Here is a 16962-nt window from a genome sequence, read left to right as displayed (position 1 = left end):
GCTATGTAATTGTAACGGCAGACTATCTCAATTCTTTCGAGTTGGCGCTAGTTTCACTAGCAGTGATTCGATAAATTCAAATCTCGCTATCGGGTCTTCCATCGGCTGTTTAAATTTCAGTGCCGTTGCGCCGTCGAGTTGGTAGGTCGCGGGGGCAGACTGTACCATCTTGACCAAGCTTAAGGGTTCCACTTTGGTGTCTTCGGCGAATTCGATACGGCCGGATATCGACGATGCTTCAATTTTACTTAGTCCGAGTTCTACCGCCTGCAAACGAAGATCGGCGCAGCGAAACAGGTTTTTCACTTGATTAGGCAGCAAACCAAACCTATCAATCATTTCTACTTGTAGCTCACGCAACGCATTCTCGCTGTTTGCTCCGGCAATACGTTTGTAGAGCATGAGACGGCTTTGCACGTCAGGCAGATAATCGTCTGGTATGAGTGCGGGTAAGCGTAAGTTTACTTCAATGTGGTCGGCATCACTGCGTTCTAAATCAATTTTCTTACCCGCTTTTATCGCCTGCACGGCGCGGTCTAGCATATCCATATACAGCGTGAAGCCGATGGTGTGTATTTGACCGCTTTGGCCTTCGCCGAGCAGTTCACCAGCGCCACGAATTTCCATGTCTTGGGTGGCAAGAGTAAAGCCTGCGCCAAGGTCATCTGCCTCGCTGATAGCGGTTAAGCGTTTTTCTGCGTCACCGGTTAATTGCTTGGCCGGCGGAGTTAATAAATAGGCGTAAGCTTGGTGGTGAGAGCGACCAACGCGGCCACGCAACTGGTGTAGTTGGGCGAGACCAAATTTGTCAGCGCGGTCGATAATAATAGTATTCGCGTTGGGAACGTCAATACCTGTTTCAATAATGGTTGAGCACACCAAAACATTGTGACGTTTATGATAAAAATCGCTCATAACTTGTTCGAGTTCGCGCTCGCGCATTTGGCCGTGGCCGACGCCAATTCGCAGCTCGGGAATCATGTCTTGCAAATCCCGTGCGGTTTTCTCAATCGTTTTTACTTCGTTATGAAGATAGTAAACCTGACCGCCGCGCAGAATTTCTCTGAGTATGGATTCTTTAATTAAGGCCGGGTCGGATTCGCGAACAAAGGTTTTAACAGAAAGTCGTCGGGCTGGCGGTGTGGCGATAATGGAAAGATCGCGGATGCCGGCCATCGACATATTTAACGTTCGCGGTATTGGCGTCGCAGTCAGTGTTAGTACGTCAACCTCGGCGCGGATGTTTTTTAGGGCTTCTTTTTGGCGGACGCCGAAGCGATGCTCCTCATCAATAATAACCAAGCCAAGATTCTTATAGACGATGTCGTTGCTAAGCAGTTTGTGTGTGCCAATTAAGATATCGACTTTGCCTACGGCGAGGTCTGCGATAACGCTTTTTTGTTCCGCAGCGCCGCGAAAACGCGATAACACCTCTATGTTTACCGGTAACTCAGCAAAGCGATCGCGGAAAGATTCAAAATGTTGTTGGGCGAGTAGAGTGGTCGGTACCAAAATGGCGACTTGGGTATTATTTTGTACGGCCACAAATGCCGCGCGCACAGCGACTTCTGTTTTGCCAAAGCCAACGTCACCGCAGACTAGTCTGTCCATCGGCTTGATGGACTTTAAATCTGCGATAACCGCTTCAATCGCGGTTTGTTGATCCGGTGTTTCCTCGAAGGGAAAGGCATTGGCGAACTCATAATAATCTTCATCACTAAGCTCGAAGGATCGACCCTGACGTGCTTCGCGGCGTGCGTAAATATCAAGTAACTCAGCGGCTACATCGCGGATTTTTTCAGCGGCCTTACGCTTCGCTTTACTCCACTGCTCGGTACCAAGCCGGTGAAGTGGGGCAAGTTCGTCATCGGCGCCGCTGTAGCGACTTATGAGCTGCAAGGACGTGACCGGCACGTATAATTTTGCCCCGTCTGCGTATTCGAGACTGAGGAATTCATTGGCCTGATTGTCGATATTTAGCGTTTGCAATCCCAAATATCGGCCAACGCCGTGGTCGGCGTGTACTACGGGCGCGCCAATGCGCAATTCGGCCAGGTTTTTAACCACATTTTCTGCGGTATTGGTGGCTTTTTTGCGCCGCCGACTTTGGGATACCCGTTTCCCGAATAACTGCGACTCTGCGATCAGGGCGAAGGGTGTTGGCAGCGTTACTGAAATCCCTTCATCGAGCGGCGCAACAGTGATGTTAATGCTGTCTCTGCTTTTGCTAAATTCTCGCCATCCGTCCACGGATTTAGCTTTTAATTTGTGGCGGTTTAGAAGCTCAATGAGTGCTTCGCGGCGGCCAGCAGATTCGGCGCAAAACAATACTCGGCGATCGGCGCAGTAGTCACGAAGTGCTGCAATAGGGTCGGATTGTTTGCTATCGATCGTCAACGCTGGCCCAGTGGCAACGCCGAAGTTAAACGTGCCTGCAGACTCGGGTAGCGACGCCTCACTAATGGTGACTCGCGGATAGTCCTTAAGGCGCGAAAATATCTCTGGTACGGTTTGGAATACCGTAGATGGACTAAGCACAGGGCGACGGATGTCGCCAATGCGCTGTTCATAACGTTGTTGGATGTCTTGCCAATAATGTTCAGCGGCAGATTCGATGCCCGCATTACTTAGCAGCCAGCTATTGCTTGGCAGGTAGTCGAATAGGGTGCCGGTTTGTTCGAAAAATAGCGGTAAGTAGTATTCTATTCCCGCGGGTGCAATACCATCGCTGACATCTTGATAAATGGGGCATTTGCGATGATCAACGTTGAAACGTTCATGCCAATGACGCCTGAAAAGGGCGATCCCATCTTCATCAAGTGGTAATTCTTTGCCTGGTAGCAGTCGGATTTGTTTAACCGAATCTATCCCGCGTTGGGTTTCTGGATCAAAACTTCGCAAACTGTCGATTTCTTCATCGAGTAAATCGATGCGGTAGGGGAGTTCGCTGCCCATGGGGAACACGTCGATAATGGCGCCGCGGCTGGCGTATTCGCCATGCTGATAAACGGTATCGACGTGTCGATAACCGCTTTTTTCCAATTGTTGGCGAAATAGATCTATATCGAGGGTTTGGCCAACGTCGAGCAGTAAACTGTGCTTGCTGACATAGTCCGGCGGTGCAATTCGTTGCATTAAGGTACTGATCGGCGCGACCAATATACCCCTGCGCATAGTGGTAAGCTCACTTAAGGTGCGCAGTCGTTCAGAAACAATGTCTTCGTGGGGAGAAAAATTATCGTAGGGCAGTGTTTCCCAGTCGGGCAATAACTTTACCGGTAGATCCCCTGCAAAGAAGCGTATGTTTTGCTCAAGCTGGTAGGCGGAGGCAGTATCTACCGTCAATAGCAAAACAGGCGTATTTAACGCTCTGGCTAACTCTGCGGCAATTAAGCTGTGGCTGGCGGCCGGCGCTTTACCCCAATGAAGGGTTCCGCCCTTAGGTGGTTTTACGATGACGGGTAATTCAATCACAGTCGAGATTCAGCTTCTTTAAGAGGTTAACGGGGCATTGTAACCTGCAAGTGGTAGTTATTACATTGCTAGAAATGACTTGAGCAGTTGAACTCAGAGGCAGTAATAAAGATAATACGCGCTCTAATTTTCTCCCCGTAAGCAAAGGGTATCCTACCGTGACTGAAAGAAGACGTGAGCGTCCTGATGATTACTTCGCAGACTGGAAAGAACGTGAAGCATTAGCAGAGGGGATGATTCCCCTAATTGGTAAGTTGTACCGCAGCAACAACGTTAAAACCTATATCTATGGAAAGAATCTGGTAAATCTTTCGGTTCTGGACATTATGCAAGCCCACCGCTTTGTCCGTCAGGTAGAGCAAAACGAACTGTCTGAGTTCGAAACCTTCCCCGTTATTCAAGCATTAGCTACGTTAGACCTCGGTACCGCGCACATTGATGCGGGTCGTATTGCTGTTGCCTATGAAGAAACCGGCAAGGCGGAAGGCAAGTCAGTAGAAGAGTTTGTGCGCAGCCAAGTAGGCGGCTTGATTGGCGTCTCGAAGGAGCCGGTTCGTCCACCGCGTGACGTAGTACTGTACGGTTTCGGTCGTATTGGTCGTTTGGTTGCTCGCTTATTGATTGAAAAGGCGGGCGGCGGCGAAAATTTACGCCTTAAAGCGGTTGTTGTTCGTCACGGTGGTGCTGAGAACGACCTAGTGAAACGGGTAAGTCTGCTGCGCCGCGACTCGGTACATGGTCCCTTCAACGGCACGATCCGTGTAGACGAAGATCGTCAGTCCTTTGTGGCCAACGGTGTTGAAGTTAAGGTGATTTACTCTAATTCGCCATCCGAAGTTGATTACACTGCGTACGGGATCAACGATGCTATCCTCGTTGATAACACGGGCAAGTGGCGTGACTCAGAGGGTTTGTCGGTACATTTGGCCTGCCCCGGCATTTCTAAAGTCATTTTGACTGCACCGGGCAAGGGCGATATGAAAAATATCGTTCACGGCGTAAATAGCCACGAAATTCTGCCGACAGATACAATCATCTCGGCAGCTAGTTGCACAACCAACGCAATCGCACCACCCCTGAAGGTGTTGGACGATAAGTTTGGTGTTGAGGGCGGCCATGTAGAAACCGTCCACTCTTACACCAACGACCAAAACTTGATCGACAATTACCATAAAGGCGATCGTCGCGGCCGCAGTGCGCCATTGAACATGGTTATTTCTGAAACTGGTGCGGCGAAGGCGGTTGGCAAAGTACTTCCTCAATTGCTGGGCAAGTTAAGCGGCAACGCAATTCGAGTGCCTACACCGAATGTGTCATTGGCGATTTTGAAACTGAACTTAAAAACTGAAACGACAGTAGAAGAGTTGAATGAGTTTATGCGCCGCGTGGCATTGCATTCGCCGCTGCGTAAGCAAATCGATTACTCTAACTCTCCGGAAGTTGTGTCCAGTGATTTTGTTGGTTCACGTCACGCCTGTGTATTCGACAGCGAAGCGACTATCGTTAACGGCAAAAGTGCGGTGTTGTACTGCTGGTATGACAATGAGTTTGGGTACAGCTGTCAGGTACACCGAATTCTAGAGCAGATGGCCGGCGTCGATTACGCGGTTTACCCTCAGGAGTAAGTTGTTAGGTCAGTTTGGGGCAGCTCAAGCTGACCTGACCGTAATTGTTTGCTAAGTTGGCCTTAATCGTAGGTCTTGCTGTAGCAAGCAGTTCGGTGAGTCTTTATACTTGCCGCAGTTTTTTAGTGTGCAGCTGCAGTTTCAGTTGCCACGAATTTCCGGAGTGCTTTCGCGCCCCATTTACGCAGATTTGCAATTTCGCGTTTAACCATAAGAGTGTTAGGCAACCTTATGATCAAAATTACCAAGGGTCTCGATTTGCCCATATCGGGTTTACCCGATCAGCGTATCGAGTCAGGCTCAAAAGTTCGTTCGGTCGCGGTGGTTGGTTTCGATTACAACGGTATGAAGCCGACCATGGCTGTCAAAACAGGTGATCGGGTTAAAACCGGTCAAGTATTGTTTACTGACAAGAAAAACGAAGGTGTGCGGTATACCTCGCCTGCGACGGGGCTTGTTTCTGCGATTAATCGCGGTGAGAAGCGCGTTTTACAGTCAGTGGTCATCGATGTTGAAGAAGATGAGTACGAAACCTTTGCAAAGTATGATGCGTCGGCTCTCTCTACGCTCACGTCTGAGCAGGTTGCTGAAAATCTTGTCGCGTCTGGTTTGTGGACGGCCTTGCGTGCTCGCCCCTTTAGCCGAGTTCCTACAATCGGTTCTAGCCCCGCTGCAATTTTTGTCACGGCTATTGATACCCATCCATTGGCGGCTGACCCTGCGCTTATTATTGCGCGTTCAGAAGCTGACTTTACCAATGGCCTTGAACTGCTGTGTCGTTTAACCAGCGGTAAAGTCCATCTGTGTGTTGCTGCTAATAGCAATATTCCGAGTTTAGATAACGATCAACTTCACGTAACCGAGTTTGGCGGAGTTCATCCGGCGGGTTTGGCTGGCACGCATATCCATTTCTTGGAAGGTGCAAGCGCGACGAAGATCGTTTGGTCTATCGGCTATCAAGACGTCATTGCCTTCGGTAAATTATTCACCACTGGCAAACTGAGCACTGAGCGCGTTGTGGCGCTGGCTGGTCCGCAGGTTGAGAGGCCACGTTTGATTGAAACTCGTCTTGGCGTCAGCCTTGAAGAGCTTTGTGCCGGACAAATTAAACCGGGAAATAATCGCGTTATTTCAGGCTCGGTGCTCGGTGGTAGAACAGCAAGAGGCGCGGGTGCGTTTCTAGGCCGTTACCATAATCAGGTTACCGTGCTAGAAGAGGGTAATCATCGCGAGTTTATGGGCTGGTTATCGCCCGGCGCGAATAAGCACTCTTCGCTACGTATTTATTTGTCGCAGTTTTTTAAGAAACGTATTCCCTATACCACCAATACCAACGGCAGCGAGCGGGCTATGGTGCCGGTAGGGGCTTACGAAAAAGTGATGCCGTTGGATATTTTACCAACGCAATTACTACGCTCGTTAATTGTAGGTGATACCCAAGTTGCTCAAACACTGGGTTGTTTAGAGTTGGATGAGGAAGACCTCGCGCTGTGTACCTATGTTTGCCCCGGCAAATATGAGTTCGGGCCGATCCTCCGCGACAATTTAAGCCGCATAGAGAAAGAGGGTTAAATCATGGGCCTGAGAAAATTTCTCGATGATATCGAGCCGAATTTTGAAAAAGGTGGTCGCTTTGAAAAATGGTATGCGCTCTATGAAGCGGCAGACACTATTTTTTATTCGCCGTCGTCGGTAACAAAGGCAAACGCCCACGTTCGTGATGGTGTTGACCTTAAACGAATCATGATCACCGTCTGGTTCTGTGCTTTCCCGGCAATGTTCTACGGAATGTGGAATATTGGTTTTCAGGCCAATCAGATCATGCTTGATACTGGTTTGGCAGCGGGTGACGGCTGGCGTCACGTGATGATTTCCATGATGGCGGGTTACGATCCGACCAGCCTTTGGGATAATTTTTGGCACGGTTTCTGGTATTTCATTCCGGTATACGCGGTGACGTTCGTCGTCGGCGGTTTCTGGGAAGTCTTATTCGCGATGAAGCGCGGACATGAAGTTAACGAAGGTTTCTTTGTTACTTCTATTTTATTCGCGCTGATTTGCCCACCTAGTATTCCTTTGTGGCAAGTTGCGCTTGGTATTAGTTTCGGTGTTGTTATTGGTAAAGAAGTATTTGGCGGAACGGGCAAAAACTTCCTTAACCCAGCCTTGGCGGGGCGTGCTTTCTTATTCTTTGCCTACCCGGCGCAATTGTCTGGCGACGCAGTTTGGACTGCGGTTGATGGCTACACCGGTGCAACGCCTTTATCAGTTGTGGCGAGCGACGGTATGGCCGTACTGCAACAGAAAATGACGTGGATGGATGCCTTTGTTGGCAATATGCACGGCTCTATGGGCGAAGTTTCCACATTGGCGATCTTTATCGGCGGCGCGGTATTGCTGTGGACGGGTATTGCGTCTTGGCGCATTGTTGCGGGTGTACTGATCGGTATGTTCGCGCTGTCTACACTGTTTAATTCTGTGGCTAGCGGTAGCAATCTTATGATGGCAATGCCTTGGCATTGGCATTTGGTGTTGGGTGGCTTCGCTTTCGGCATGATGTTTATGGCGACTGATCCTGTTTCAGCCTCGATGACCAATACCGGCAAATGGGTATATGGCGCGCTAATAGGTGCCATGGTGGTGTTGATTCGTGTCGTGAATCCAGCTTTCCCAGAAGGCATGATGTTGGCAATTCTGTTCGCCAATCTGTTCGCGCCGTTGATAGATCATTTTGTAGTGCAAGCGAATATTAAGCGGAGGTTGGCACGTGGCTAATAACGACAGTACACAGAGAACGCTGCTGGTTGCCGTAGTACTCTGTATCGTGTGCGCGCTGGTTGTCGCCAGTGCCGCAGTAATGCTTAAACCAGCGCAGGTCGCTAATAAGGCGCTAGATCGTAAAGCGAATATTTTGGCTGCAGCAGGCCTTTTGGTTCCAGGCGAAAGCATTGAAACGCAGTTTGAACAGGTAACGACAAAAATCGTTGATTTACGCACAGGCAAGTTCACCGATGACATCCCTGTGAAAGGTTTCGAGCAATCTAAAGTTGCGAAAGACACGGATACGTCGATTGCCTTGGGCGATGATGACTTGGCTAAGATTAAACGTCGTGAAGATTACGCGATGGTGTATCTTATTGGCAAAGAAGGTCACTTCGATAAAGTTATCCTGCCAGTTCGCGGTTATGGCCTATGGTCGACCTTGTACGGTTTCTTAGCGCTGGAAAACGACTTTAATACCGTTGCCGGTTTAGGGTTTTACGAACACGGTGAAACGCCCGGTTTGGGTGGTGAAGTCGATAACCCAAAATGGAAGGCATTGTGGCCGGGTAAAGAAATTTACGACGATGGTGAAGTTGCTATTCAATTGGTTAAAGGCAATGTTGATGCCTCTACGCCTGGTGCCGTTAACAAAGTAGATGCGTTGTCCGGTGCAACCTTAACCAGTCGTGGTGTCAGCAACCTATTGCGGTTTTGGATGGGCGAGCTGGGTTACGAAAAATTCTTAAGCAATTTGCGCTCAGGGGAGGCATAAGCCATGTCGATGATGAGAGAAGCCTTAACTAAGCCGATTCTTCAAAATAACCCCATTGCACTGCAGATACTGGGTATTTGCTCTGCATTGGCGGTCACATCAAGCCTCAAAGTTACGCTAGTAATGTGTATCTCGGTGACCTTGGTTACCGCCTGTTCAAGTTTCTGCGTATCGCTGATTCGAAATCAGATTCCTGGCAGCATACGTATCATCGTGCAGATGGTCATTATTGCGTCACTGGTTATTGTGGTTGACCAGTTGCTTAAGGCGTACGCCTTTGCCATCAGCAAGCAGTTGTCGGTGTTTGTCGGTTTGATTATTACTAACTGTATCGTTATGGGGCGAGCTGAAGGCTTTGCCATGAAGAACCCGCCAGTGGCGAGTTTTGTCGATGGTATTGGTAACGGCCTTGGCTACAGCGTTGTACTGTTTAGTATTGCAGTAGTTCGTGAATTATTTGGCTCAGGTAAATTATTCGGCTATGAGATTCTGCCTGTCGTCACCGACGGTGGTTGGTACGTACCAAACGGCTTGTTGCTACTACCGCCAAGTGCCTTCTTCTTGATTGGTGTTTTTATCTGGGTACTACGCTCAGTGAAAAAAGAGCAAGTTGAAAAAGCTGAATTTAAGATCACCAAGAATAGCCGCAGTGTTAAGGAGGCCTTTTAATGGAACATTATATTAGCCTGTTCGTGCGCTCGGTATTTCTGGAAAATATGGCGCTGAGCTTTTTCCTCGGTATGTGTACCTTTATGGCGATCTCTAAAAAGATTCAAGCTGCGATAGGCTTGGGTATTGCGGTGATTGTAGTTATGGCGCTGACCGTACCGGTAAACAGTCTTATTTATAACCACTTGTTGCGCGAAGGCGCATTGGCGTGGGCCGGTTATCCTGACGTCGATTTAAGTTTCCTTGGCTTACTGAGCTACATCGGTGTTATCGCCGCTATTGTTCAAATCATGGAAATGGTACTAGATAAGTACGTTCCTGCGCTCTATAACGCGCTTGGCGTTTTTCTACCCCTGATAACCGTTAACTGCGCAATTATGGGTGGCTCGCTGTTCATGGTTGAGCGCGATTACAATTTCTCGGAGTCGGTGGTATATGGCGCCGGTGCGGGTACTGGCTGGGCGTTAGCAATCGTTGCTTTGGCAGGTATTCGCGAAAAGTTGAAGTACAGTGATGTGCCAGAAGGCTTACGCGGCTTGGGCATTACATTTATTACTGTGGGATTAATGTCCTTAGGCTTTATGTCCTTCGGCGGCATTGATCTATAACCGAGACGAACTGGAGAACTTGTAATGAATACAGTAGTTATTCTCGGTGTGGCGATGTTCACCGCGATTGTATTATCGCTGGTGTGCATAATTTTGTTTGCACGCTCGCGGCTGGTAAGCAGCGGCAATGTCACTATTGAGATCAATGGCGAAAAAACGATTACCGTTGCTGCTGGCGACAAGTTGCTTAGCACCTTGTCAGGGCAGGGCATATTTTTAGCCTCTGCCTGTGGTGGTGGCGGTAGCTGCGCACAGTGTAAATGTATCGTTAGCGATGGCGGCGGGTCTATGCTGGCCACAGAGGAGGCGCATTTCAGCCCCCGTGAGGCCCGCGAAGGTTGGCGTTTATCCTGCCAGACTCCGGTTAAGCAGGACATGAAAATAGAGGTGCCAGAAGATGTGTTCGGCGTTAAACAGTGGGAATGTACCGTTCAGTCTAATCCCAATGTTGCGACATTTATTAAAGAACTCACGCTGAAATTACCCGAAGGCGAAAATGTAAATTTCCGCGCTGGTGGTTATGTTCAGTTAGAGTGCCCGCCACATCATGTAAAATATTCTGACTTTGATATTCCTGCGGAATACAAAGGCGACTGGGAACGTTTCGGCTTCTTGAATGTAGAGTCAAAAGTGGAAGAGACGGTAATTCGTGCATATTCTATGGCGAACTACCCGGAAGAGCGCGGTATTGTTAAATTCAATATTCGTGCAGCGACGCCGCCACCGAACAATTTGTCGCTACCGGCTGGGCAAATGTCATCTTGGGTGTTCAGTCTTAAGCCTGGCGATAAAGTTAAAGTATATGGTCCTTTCGGTGAGTTTTTTGCCAAAGAAACCGATGCGGAAATGGTGTTTGTTGGCGGTGGCGCCGGTATGGCACCAATGCGTTCACACATTTTTGATCAGCTTAAGCGTCTTAGCTCCAAGCGTAAAATTAGCTTTTGGTACGGCGCACGGTCAATGCGTGAAGCTTTTTATGTTGAAGAGTACGACAAGCTAGCTGCCGAAAATGAAAACTTTGAGTGGCATTTAGCGTTGTCAGATCCGCAACCTGAAGATAATTGGACAGGTAAAACAGGCTTTATTCATCAGGTCTTGTATGAAAACTATCTGAAGGATCACGATGCGCCTGAGGACTGTGAATTCTACATGTGTGGGCCACCAATGATGAACTCAGCAGTAATCAAAATGCTGGAAGATCTCGGTGTTGAGCAAGATAATATTCTCCTCGATGATTTCGGTGGGTAATTTGTCTCGCTATCCAATAAAAGCAGCCTTAGTGCTGCTTTTGTTCCTTTTGAGTGCCTGTTCTCCTGCGCCGCAGGAGTTTCTGCGCATCAGTGGCATGACCATGGGTACCAGTTACCATATCACCCTGCGTAATCCCGGTGATTGGACGGAGCCTGCCTTAAAGGAAGCTTTGGATGAACGTCTTGCGGCGTTTAATCAAATTGCGTCTACCTACATTCCTGACTCTGAACTTAGCCGACTAAATGCGATGCCTGCGGGCGAGTGGCGTCAGATTACTCCAATGTTATTCGATATATTGGTGTTGTCAGTTGAGGTGAGTTGGTTGAGTAATGGCGCCTTTGATGTCACCGTGGGCCCACTGGTAGATCTATGGGGCTTTGGCCCTGAAAAGCACGATGGTAAACCCGATGAAAATGCGGTTAAACATGCCTTGGAAGAGGTGGGTTTTGATCGTATCGAGCTTGATTTAACTGACCATAGATTGAGAAAGGGCGCGCCATTACGAATAGACCTCTCCGCCGTGGCAAAAGGGTATGGCGTTGATGCAGTTGCTCTGTGGTTAGAATCCTTGGGAAGCGCGGATTATTTGGTTGAGATCGGCGGTGAAATGCGGGTTGCCGGTCTGAGCCCTCGCGGGGATCAATGGCGTATTGGTGTCGAAAGTCCAGATCTAGAAATGGATAAAACCACGCCGATTTTACTCGGCAATATTGGTGTGGCTACCTCTGGCGATTACCGCAATTACTTTGAGGAAAATGGCGTTCGGTATTCGCATACTATTGATCCCCGTACCGGTCGACCGATTACCCATAATCTTGCGTCGGTGACGGTACTTGATCCGTCATGCGCATTTGCCGATGCTATGGCAACGGCCTTTTCAGTACTCGGCGGCGACAGAACAATAGAACTTGCTGAGCAATTAGATATCCCAGTTTACCTAATCGAAAAGACGGAGAGCGGGTTTAGCAGTCGCTATAGCTCGTCTTTTGCTCCTTACTTGGAACAAGCGGAGAAATAGTATGGCTACCATATTTGCAGCAATTATTGTCATGCTCCTTATCGTTGGCGCGATGTCTATCGGTGTATTGATGGGGCGGAAACCCATTGCGGGTTCATGCGGTGGTGTCGGTGCGGCGTTGAATGACCCTGACTATATTTGTGATCTTTGCGGCAATGACCCCAACAAGTGTGTCGAAGAAAGTGAGAAGTCTCGGCAGGTGAGCAAAAAAACTGAGTTTTACGATGCCAGTTGATTTAATTGGCGGGCTTTTGGCCCGCCGGTGATTTTCTGTTTTTACTTCTTATCGTCTTTTCTCCTACGCCTTAGCGCTGTGATTTTTCCACGCATTTACCCTCGCCAAATACGCTGTTCTGGCAATCTCCATATCCTTTAGAAAAATATCCAATTCATTTAAGGTTAGCGCTTGCGGGCCGTCCACCAGTGCTTTTTGTGGTGCAGGATGGAAGTCTACCAAAACCATATTTGCGCCGGCTAAAACCCCTTGTGCTGTGGCGTGGCAAAGTTCAAGAACGCCGTCTGGCGCGACGTCTCGGCTGCCCACCGAATGTGAAGGGTCAATGCACACTGGCATTCTAGTTAGCCGTTTCACCGTTGGCACCTGAGCAAAATCCACCATATTGCGGTGCGGTGCGCCGAATTCACTCTTCATTCCGCGCAGACAAAATATCACCTGGCTATTGCCTTCGCTGGCCAGATATTCGGCGGCATTTAGAGATTCGCTGAGGGTAATACCGAAGCCGCGTTTCAGTAGCGCGGGGTATTCACTCTGCTTGCCAATGGCTTTAAGGAGTTCGAAATTTTGGGTATTTCGTGTCCCTATCTGCATAATGACGCCGCAGGGATTACCCGCGTCGCGAAGGGCTTGGTCTATTTCCGCCATGTGGCTCTCGTGGGTCACTTCCATGGCAATAACTTTTATGCCGTATTTACCGGCTAAATCAAATACCCAAGGTAAGCAGTCTTTGCCGTGGCCTTGGAAGGCGTAGGGATTGGTGCGCGGTTTATAGGCGCCCATTCGGGTGCAGTTAAGGCCGTTGGCCTTCAGTGCAACCATCATTTCTTCTACGTGTTTGGGGTTGTCTACCGCGCAGAGGCCGGCAAAAATATGGAGTGAGTCTTGGTCAAAATTGAGTCCTTTGTAATGAAATCCTGTTTTGCGCTGTAAATCTTTGTGGCGCCCTAAAATACGGTATTCTTCAGAAATTCTGATGACTTTTTCAACGGCGGGTAGCGCCTCGATATCTTCTATATTGATGGCGTGGGTATTTCCGAGCAGGTAGATTTCGTGGAGCAACTGCTCTTGGCCGTTAACTTGATGGTGTTTTAAACTAACGCCAGAAATTTGCTTAAGATGTGCGAGGGTTTTAACGTAAGCTGGATCGTTTTCCTGAATATCGGGATGGAGTATCAAAAGCATTACTTGGTCCTCTCTAATAATGATGTAATTTGGGGTGCGCGGCTCCAGTAGAATAATTGTAAAGATCACAGCGCAAAATTTAAGCCCTGAGTGATAGTATAGGCGCAGTTTTACAACTTGGGCGTTTGTAATCAGCACTATGGCAGTTCCGCTTTTTTTACGTATTGGTATTCGCTATTTTTATCGCGCTTCCGGCAATGATCGATTTCTGTCGCTGGTATCGTGGTTTTCCTTGCTCGGTATGCTGATTGGCACAGTGTCGCTGATTGTTGTGATGTCGGTGATGAATGGCTTTGAGAGAGAGCTACAGCAGCGTGTATTATCGGTAGTTCCCCATGGCTACATTGAAGGCCCGCAACGGCGCTTAACCGCGTGGCAGGAATACGTTTCTGCGCTAAGCCAGAACGATGGCGTAAAAGGCGTTGCGCCGTATGTGGGTGGTAAAGCTATGTTGTCGGCGTTTAAGCGTCTTCGGGGTGTGGCTTTATACGGTATTGAACCTACCCAAGAGCGTTCTGTGTCGGCAGTCGCAGAGCATATGGTTGCCGGTGACTATCTCGGCGACACGGCCGGCGAGTATGAGATTATTCTCGGCGATATTCTGGCTCGTCAGCTCGGGGTGAATGTCGGCGACGATCTAACCGTTATTCTCCCAAAGGTGACCGTCACTCCCTTCGGCTTATTCCCCCGTGAAAAACAGTTTCGCGTAGTCGGCGTGTTTAGTGCGGGCGCTCAACTCGATGCCAGCAGTGCTTTTATTCATATTGCCGATGCTCAGCGGCTTTACCAGCTTGGCGATGACGTTGAGGGGCTGCGAATTCAGCTCGATGACATGTTTGCGGCCCCGGATTTACTTCCCCAGCTTGCCGCATTGATGCCGGCGGGGAGTGTGGCGGTTACCTGGGGCGAGAGCCAGGGAAGTCTTTTTCATGCTGTCAAAATGGAGAAGCAAATGGTAAGGCTGCTTTTGCTTTTTATTGTGCTCATTGCGGCCTTTAATATTGTTTCCATCCTCAGTATGGCCGTGTCAGGTAAGCGTGGTTCCATCGCAGTACTTCGCACGATGGGCGCAACGCCAGCAACCATTATGGCCACGTTTATGGTTTACGGTATGGCTACGGGTATTATTGGTATTTGCCTCGGTTTGATTATTGGCGTGCCACTGGCGATGAGAGTGGGTGATGTGGTGGCATGGCTAGAACAGTTAAGTGGGTTGAAAATATTTAATCCAGATGTGTATTTCATTACCCATTTACCTTCTTTTTTACAATGGTCTGACGTGGCAGTTGTGAGCGGTTTTGCTTTGCTGTTAAGTCTTTTGGCAACCCTGTATCCAGCATGGCAAGCGTCGCGGGTGCAACCTGCCGAGGCGCTGCGCTATGAATAGTGAGTATTTTTTATGTCTAGTGGAGCTGTAATGCCAGATTCCGTTTCTGTGGATACGATACCAGCTGACTCCGTGCTGGCTTGCCGAAAATTACGTAAGTTCTATATTCAGGGTTCTGAGCAACTCACCATTTTAAATGATATTGATTTGGATATCGGCAGCGGTGAGCGAATATCTATAGTCGGCCCGTCCGGCGCGGGTAAGACAACCTTGCTGCACATGCTTGGTGGTTTAGATGTGCCTTCGCAGGGGCGCGTCCTTGTTCGCGGTTGTGACATTGCAGCAATGAATGACCGTGACCGCAGTCGTTTGCGTAACCGTGAACTTGGTTTTGTGTATCAATTTCATCATCTTTTGAATGAGTTCTCGGCCTTGGAAAACGCTGCCATGCCGCTGCTTATTGGCGGAGAGAAGCGGGTGATAGCCTTTGAGCGCGCTGCCACACTTTTAGATCGTGTCGGCTTAGGACACCGCCTAAAACATCGGCCAGCACAGCTATCGGGTGGTGAGCGTCAGCGTGTTGCGATCGCGAGAGCCTTAGTCAATGAGCCCGCCTGTGTATTACTTGATGAGCCAACAGGCAACCTTGATGGTGACAATGCCGAAGCCGTGCAAGCTCTGTTGCTAGAACTGAATAAAGAGCTGGCTATTAGCCTAGTCATCGTCACCCATGACTTAACCTTGGCCGGACGAATGGATAGGGTGCTTAATTTACAAAACGGTCACCTTTGTGAGGCGACGGCCTAATGCGCTCGCTAGCCACATACATCGGTTTTCGTTACAGCGCAGACCGCTCTGGCAATCAGCTCGTATCGTTTTTATCGCGTTTATCTATGGTTGGTTTGATTCTCGGTGTGGCACTGCTCGTTGTCGTGCTGTCGGTGATGAATGGCTTTGACCGTGAAATGCGTAATCGCATATTGGCGTTGGTTCCGCATATCACGTTGCAGCCTTGGTATAACCAACAATCGTCAAGTGATTGGCAGCAATTACAGGCCGATGTTGAACGCCATCCACGTGTGCTTGCCACCGCACCGTTTGTGCAGGGTAACGCCATGCTAATAAAAGGCGCGGCGGTTGAGCCTAGTGTGTTTTTTGGTATCGATCCAGATGCTGAAAAACGAGTTTCTCGCATTCAAGAATACGTGAATTTAGACATCTTAAATGAAGACAGTTCGGGTCTTATTTTGGGTAAAGCCTTAGCAGATAGGTTGAATGTCGATGTTGGTGGCCGCCTAACCTTAGGCATCCCGCAGACAGATGGGCGGCAAAATGTTCGTTTCGTACAAATGAATGTTGCCGCTATCGTTGCGACAGGTACAGAATTAGATCAACAGCTTATGCTAATGCATATCGACGAGGCGCGATCCTTGTTTGCGAACGCGCCCCCCGTGTCGCTTAGAGTATCGGTTGACGATGTTTTTGAAGCGCCGCAAATTGCGTGGGAATTAGCGTCTGTGCACGGCAGAGAGTACCTGCTGAAGGACTGGAGTCAGCAATTCGGTAATATGTATCACGCTATTCAGATGTCGCGCAAATTAGTGGTGATTATGTTGCTAGCTGTGGTCGCTGTCGCAGTATTCAACGTGGTGTCGACCTTAGTTATGGTGGTTAACGATAAGCGTGCTGACATTGGTATTTTGCGCAGTCAGGGCGCGAGCCAAGGAGATATTTTACGCATTTTTTTGACCTACGGTGCGGTGATCGGTGCCGTCGGTGCGACTGCTGGGGGTGTCGTCGGCGTACTGTTGGCTCTTGGGGTGAGTGATTTGGTTGCCGGTATCGAAAGCGTATTTAATTTGAAATTATTGCAAAGTGACGTCTATCCTATTAATTATTTACCGTCCGACGTGCGAGTGCCGGATGTGTTGACGGTCTGCGCCACGGCCTATTTCATGAGTTTGTTGGCGACAATATATCCTGCGTGGCGAGCATCTCGAATGGCGCCGGCCGAGGCCTTACGAAGTAGTTGAGG

Annotated in this window: 14 protein-coding genes; 12 read left to right on the top strand and 2 right to left on the bottom strand. The window is 49.0% G+C overall.

What is annotated here, in order from left to right; translation table 11 throughout:
• Positions 1-27: 27 nt before the first annotated feature.
• A complete protein-coding gene (gene mfd / locus O9X78_RS04215) occupies positions 28-3474 on the bottom strand; it encodes a transcription-repair coupling factor (protein WP_269618363.1) in 3447 nt (1148 codons plus the stop codon).
• Positions 3475-3707: 233 nt separating this feature from the next.
• Here mfd and O9X78_RS04210 point away from each other — a divergent pair, with 233 nt between their 5' ends.
• The 9 genes from O9X78_RS04210 (at position 3708) to nqrM (ending at position 12415) form a co-directional block, all read left to right on the top strand.
• Positions 3708-5099, top strand: coding sequence for a glyceraldehyde-3-phosphate dehydrogenase (locus O9X78_RS04210; protein WP_435056044.1), 1392 nt, complete (start codon positions 3708-3710; stop codon positions 5097-5099).
• A gap of 231 nt (positions 5100-5330) precedes the next feature.
• On the top strand, positions 5331-6671 hold the full coding sequence (locus tag O9X78_RS04205; RefSeq protein ID WP_269618361.1) for a Na(+)-translocating NADH-quinone reductase subunit A: 1341 nt from the start codon (positions 5331-5333) through the stop codon (positions 6669-6671).
• Positions 6672-6674: 3 nt separating this feature from the next.
• The gene (locus O9X78_RS04200; protein ID WP_269618360.1) at positions 6675-7874 is read left to right on the top strand and encodes an NADH:ubiquinone reductase (Na(+)-transporting) subunit B; all 1200 of its coding nucleotides are present in this window, start codon (positions 6675-6677) and stop codon (positions 7872-7874) included.
• Positions 7867-8634, top strand: a complete 768-nt coding sequence (locus O9X78_RS04195; protein ID WP_269618359.1) for a Na(+)-translocating NADH-quinone reductase subunit C — start codon at positions 7867-7869, stop codon at positions 8632-8634. Before O9X78_RS04200 ends, O9X78_RS04195 begins: the two co-directional genes overlap by 8 nt.
• 3 nt (positions 8635-8637) lie before the next feature.
• Complete coding sequence (locus O9X78_RS04190) at positions 8638-9303, top strand: NADH:ubiquinone reductase (Na(+)-transporting) subunit D (RefSeq protein WP_269618358.1); 666 nt, start codon at positions 8638-8640, stop codon at positions 9301-9303.
• Positions 9303-9911, top strand: coding sequence for an NADH:ubiquinone reductase (Na(+)-transporting) subunit E (nqrE, locus tag O9X78_RS04185; protein WP_269618357.1), 609 nt, complete (start codon positions 9303-9305; stop codon positions 9909-9911). The genes O9X78_RS04190 and nqrE overlap by 1 nt, the downstream gene beginning before the upstream one ends.
• Before the next feature lie 24 nt (positions 9912-9935).
• On the top strand, positions 9936-11159 hold the full coding sequence (nqrF, locus tag O9X78_RS04180; protein ID WP_269618356.1) for an NADH:ubiquinone reductase (Na(+)-transporting) subunit F: 1224 nt from the start codon (positions 9936-9938) through the stop codon (positions 11157-11159).
• Positions 11119-12180 carry an FAD:protein FMN transferase gene (locus O9X78_RS04175; protein ID WP_269618355.1) on the top strand — a complete coding sequence of 354 codons (1062 nt, stop codon included), beginning with the start codon at positions 11119-11121 and terminating at the stop codon, positions 12178-12180. The genes nqrF and O9X78_RS04175 overlap by 41 nt, the downstream gene beginning before the upstream one ends.
• 1 nt (position 12181) lies before the next feature.
• Positions 12182-12415 carry a (Na+)-NQR maturation NqrM gene (gene nqrM, locus O9X78_RS04170; RefSeq protein ID WP_269618354.1) on the top strand — a complete coding sequence of 78 codons (234 nt, stop codon included), beginning with the start codon at positions 12182-12184 and terminating at the stop codon, positions 12413-12415.
• A 63-nt stretch (positions 12416-12478) separates the two neighbouring features.
• Here the strand turns inward: nqrM and O9X78_RS04165 are convergent, their stop codons facing one another.
• The gene (locus tag O9X78_RS04165; RefSeq protein ID WP_269618353.1) at positions 12479-13600 is read right to left on the bottom strand and encodes a 3-deoxy-7-phosphoheptulonate synthase; all 1122 of its coding nucleotides are present in this window, start codon (positions 13598-13600) and stop codon (positions 12479-12481) included.
• Positions 13601-13739: 139 nt separating this feature from the next.
• Between O9X78_RS04165 and O9X78_RS04160 the strand changes: the two genes are divergently transcribed.
• The 3 genes from O9X78_RS04160 to O9X78_RS04150 are packed head-to-tail and all read left to right on the top strand — an operon-like array spanning position 13740 to position 16960.
• Positions 13740-14987, top strand: coding sequence for a lipoprotein-releasing ABC transporter permease subunit (locus O9X78_RS04160; RefSeq protein ID WP_269618352.1), 1248 nt, complete (start codon positions 13740-13742; stop codon positions 14985-14987).
• 30 nt (positions 14988-15017) lie between these two features.
• Positions 15018-15734, top strand: coding sequence for a lipoprotein-releasing ABC transporter ATP-binding protein LolD (gene lolD, locus O9X78_RS04155; RefSeq protein ID WP_269618351.1), 717 nt, complete (start codon positions 15018-15020; stop codon positions 15732-15734).
• Positions 15734-16960: a lipoprotein-releasing ABC transporter permease subunit gene (locus O9X78_RS04150; RefSeq protein WP_269618350.1), complete on the top strand. Its 1227-nt coding sequence runs from the start codon at positions 15734-15736 to the stop codon at positions 16958-16960. The genes lolD and O9X78_RS04150 overlap by 1 nt, the downstream gene beginning before the upstream one ends.
• The last annotated feature ends 2 nt before the right edge of the window (positions 16961-16962 follow it).

Origin of the sequence: Zhongshania aquatica, from assembly GCF_027257955.1 — a bacterium.
In the GTDB taxonomy this organism is placed as follows: Bacteria; Pseudomonadota; Gammaproteobacteria; order Pseudomonadales; family Spongiibacteraceae; genus Spongiibacter; species Spongiibacter aquatica.
The sequence above is the reverse complement of the archived record's forward strand: the minus strand, read 5'-3'. Positions and strand labels throughout refer to the sequence as shown.

Bases quoted from the DNA above. Each gene is read 5' to 3' on its own strand.
- O9X78_RS04210 (WP_435056044.1), top strand. From the start codon at position 3,708: ATGATTCCCCTAATTGGTAAGTTGTACCGCAGCAACAACGTTAAAACC.
- O9X78_RS04205 (WP_269618361.1), top strand. From the start codon at position 5,331: ATGATCAAAATTACCAAGGGTCTCGATTTGCCCATATCGGGTTTACCC.
- O9X78_RS04200 (WP_269618360.1), top strand. From the start codon at position 6,675: ATGGGCCTGAGAAAATTTCTCGATGATATCGAGCCGAATTTTGAAAAA.
- O9X78_RS04190 (WP_269618358.1), top strand. From the start codon at position 8,638: ATGTCGATGATGAGAGAAGCCTTAACTAAGCCGATTCTTCAAAATAAC.
- nqrE (WP_269618357.1), top strand. From the start codon at position 9,303: ATGGAACATTATATTAGCCTGTTCGTGCGCTCGGTATTTCTGGAAAAT.
- nqrF (WP_269618356.1), top strand. From the start codon at position 9,936: ATGAATACAGTAGTTATTCTCGGTGTGGCGATGTTCACCGCGATTGTA.
- nqrM (WP_269618354.1), top strand. From the start codon at position 12,182: ATGGCTACCATATTTGCAGCAATTATTGTCATGCTCCTTATCGTTGGC.
- O9X78_RS04165 (WP_269618353.1), bottom strand. From the start codon at position 13,600: ATGCTTTTGATACTCCATCCCGATATTCAGGAAAACGATCCAGCTTAC.
- O9X78_RS04160 (WP_269618352.1), top strand. From the start codon at position 13,740: ATGGCAGTTCCGCTTTTTTTACGTATTGGTATTCGCTATTTTTATCGC.
- lolD (WP_269618351.1), top strand. From the start codon at position 15,018: ATGCCAGATTCCGTTTCTGTGGATACGATACCAGCTGACTCCGTGCTG.
- O9X78_RS04150 (WP_269618350.1), top strand. From the start codon at position 15,734: ATGCGCTCGCTAGCCACATACATCGGTTTTCGTTACAGCGCAGACCGC.